2 protein-coding genes are annotated in these 3,236 nt (G+C 56.8%); both read left to right on the top strand.

All coding sequences use genetic code 11. The annotated features are described in order from the left end of the window. Positions 1-231: hypothetical protein (locus ACRAUW_RS17515; RefSeq protein ID WP_431363295.1), on the top strand; the 231-nt coding region annotated here is incomplete at its 5' end. Positions 232-639: 408 nt separating this feature from the next. Beyond that, positions 640-3,236: glutamate synthase large subunit (gene gltB, locus ACRAUW_RS17510; protein WP_431363294.1), on the top strand; the 2,597-nt coding region annotated here is incomplete at its 3' end.

The raw sequence follows: 3,236 nt of genomic DNA, 5'->3' as shown, positions 1-3,236 counted from the left end.
AATGTATTGACGAGTTCGTGTAACTGCATGACACCTCCGCTAAAGGAGCGCCATTGTACGAGCTTGCGCAAAACAGGGGCTGAGCTGGATCAAGCTAGCAGAGAGGGTAAAACATATAAACACTGGTCAAATTTGAATAAATATAGAGAAAAGGCGAAAAAAACAGATTTTTTGCGCTTTTTTTCTGCTCCGTGGATGAGTGTGCATATGAATATACGACTTGGTAACTAACTGTTAAACAATGAAAATATTGAATGTGCACGACAAGACACAATTGCAAGCATACGATAATTAAAATGTGATCCATTCCGCTGCCAGCGAAGTCGGATTGGTAAAATTACTACATCCCCCCTCAGTCACCATGCTCACCATTGAACATCCTAACAACAGAATATAAAACCAACAAAAACAATCCAATCAGAACAAACACGCACAAAAAGACAAGCAATCACTCCACATCAACATTTTGTTATGCAGTTGTAACCATAAAGACAAACCTGACCTGTGATTGACCTCACCAGAAAATCCCATTAGTTTGGAGATTCGCCACGTCAGGCAGACGGAACCACAAGAGCCAATCGCAATTTATGCAGTCAGGTGATGACTGTGCGATGTAGGGCCGAGCAAGGGAGAAAAGCAATGTCACTATATGATCCAAAGCTGGAGAGGGATAACTGTGGCTTCGGCCTGTTGGCCCACATGGAAGGAGAAGCCAGCCACAAGCTTGTCCGTCTCGCGATGTCAGCATTGGCTCGCATGCAGCACCGTGGCGGGATCTCCGCCGATGGCAAGACCGGCGATGGCTGTGGTCTGCTGCTGCAAAAACCCGACAGTTTCTATCGTGCTGTCGCCGAAGAGAAGGGATGGCACCTTGGCCGCAAGTACGCGGTCGGCATGCTGTTTCTCAACCCAGATCCCGTATTGGCCCAGCAAACTCGCGACATCATCAACGAAGAGCTGGAAAAAGAGACCCTGAGTCTGGTCGGCTGGCGCCAGGTACCTGTCGATACCAACGTGCTGGGCATCATCGCCAAAGCCTCTCTGCCCAGTATTGAGCAGGTCTTTGTCAACGCGCCCCCGGGTTGGGTTGAACAAGATCTTGAGCGTCGCCTCTATATCGTGCGTCGCCGCATCGAGAAGCGCGTCAACGACGACTACTTCTATATCGTCAGCCTCTCCAACCTGGTCACCGTCTATAAAGGGCTGTGCATGCCGGTGGACTTGCCGCGTTTTTATCTCGATCTCGCCGACATCCGTATGCAGGCAGCCATCTGTGTATTCCACCAGCGCTTCTCCACCAACACCAGCCCGCGCTGGCCGCTGGCGCAGCCGTTCCGCTATCTGGCCCACAACGGCGAGATCAACACCATCGCCGGCAACCGTCAGTGGGCCAAGGCGCGTAGCTACAAGTTTGCGACGCCGCTGATCCCCGATTTGCAGGAAGCTGCTCCCTTCGTCAACACCACGGGGTCGGACTCCTCCAGTCTCGACAACATGCTGGATCTCTTCCTCGCGGGTGGTATGGACCTGTTCCGTGCCATGCGTCTGTTGATCCCGCCTGCATGGCAAAAACATCCGAACATGGATGACGACCTGCGCGCCTTCTATGACTTCAACTCCATGCACATGGAGCCGTGGGACGGCCCGGCCGGCATCGTCATGACCGATGGCCGCTACGCCACCTGCGCACTCGATCGCAATGGCCTGCGTCCGGCCCGCTACGTCATCACCAAGGACAAGTTCATCACCCTCGCCTCCGAAGTCGGCACCTGGGACTACACCCCGGACGAAGTGCTGGAGAAGGGCCGGGTCGGCCCGGGCGAGCTGTTCGTGGTAGATACCAGCAACGGCAAAGTGTGGACTAGCTTCGAGATCGATGACGATCTCAAGAACCGCCACACCTACAAGCAGTGGATGGATAAGCACTGCACCCGACTGGTGCCGTTCGAGCAGATGGACGACAGCCAGACCGGTAGCCGCGAACTCTCCGATGAACAGTTGAAAACCTATCAGAAGCTGTTCGGCTACTCCTTCGAGGAGCTGGATCAAATCATCCGGGTTCTCGGTGAAAATGGTCAGGAAGCGGTGGGCTCCATGGGGGATGACACCCCGATGGCGGTGCTCTCCTCCGGCCCGCGTACCCTCTATGACTACTTCCGCCAGATGTTTGCCCAGGTGACCAACCCGCCCATCGATCCGCTGCGGGAGAACCACGTCATGTCGCTCGCCACCTGTATCGGTCGCGAGCAGAACGTCTTCAACGAGACCTTCGGCCACGCCCACCGGGTGCTGTTCCAGTCGCCGATCCTGCTCTACTCCGACTTCCACCAGCTGCTGGCATTGGAAGGTGAGTACTACCGTCATCAGGTGATCAGTCTCAACTTCAAGCCCGAAGAGGGGCTGGAAGCGGCCATCTTGCGCATCTGCGATGAGGCCAAAACCGCCGCAAAGAGTGGCACCGTACTGCTGGTGCTGTCGGATCGCGATATCAGCGCCGACACCCTGCCCATCCCGGCCGCCATGGCGGTGGGCGCGGTACAGCGCACCCTGGTGGACAACAACCTGCGCTGCGACGCCAACATTCTGGTGGAGACCGCAAGCTGCCGCGACCCGCACCACTTCTCGGTGCTGCTGGGCTTTGGCGCGACTGCCATCTACCCCTATCTGGCCTACGAAACCCTGGCCAAACAGGTTGAAGAGGGGGTGCTCACCATGTCCCTGCGCCAGGCGATGGTCAACTACCGCAACGGCATCAACAAGGGGCTCTACAAGGTGATGTCCAAGATGGGCATCAGCACGGTCGCCAGCTACCGCTGCTCCCAGCTGTTCGAAGCGGTGGGTCTGGCCAAATCGGTGGTCGAGACCTGTTTCCGTGGCGTATCGAGCCGCATTCAGGGCGCCGACTTTGCCGACATCCAGCAGGATCAGCTCAAGCTCGCCCGTCAGGCCTGGCTGGCCCGCAAGCCCCTCGCACACGGCGGCCTGCTCAAATTCGTTCACGGCGGCGAGTATCACACCTACAACCCGGATGTGGTGCAGACCCTGCAAACCGCGGTGCGCTCCGGCAACTATGCCGATTACAAGGAGTACGCCCGTCTGGTTAACGAGCGTCCGGTCTCTACCCTGCGTGACCTGCTTGCCCTGAAAAAGGTCGACAATCCGGTCGCACTGGATCAAGTGGAGCCGGCCGACAAGCTGTTCCCCCGCTTCGACTCCGCCGCCATGTCCATCGGCGC

This window comes from Aeromonas sp., from assembly GCF_050633025.1.
GTDB lineage: Bacteria > Pseudomonadota > Gammaproteobacteria > Enterobacterales > Aeromonadaceae > Aeromonas.
Note: the sequence above shows the minus strand (reverse complement) of the source record. Positions and strands in the feature narration are given on the sequence as shown.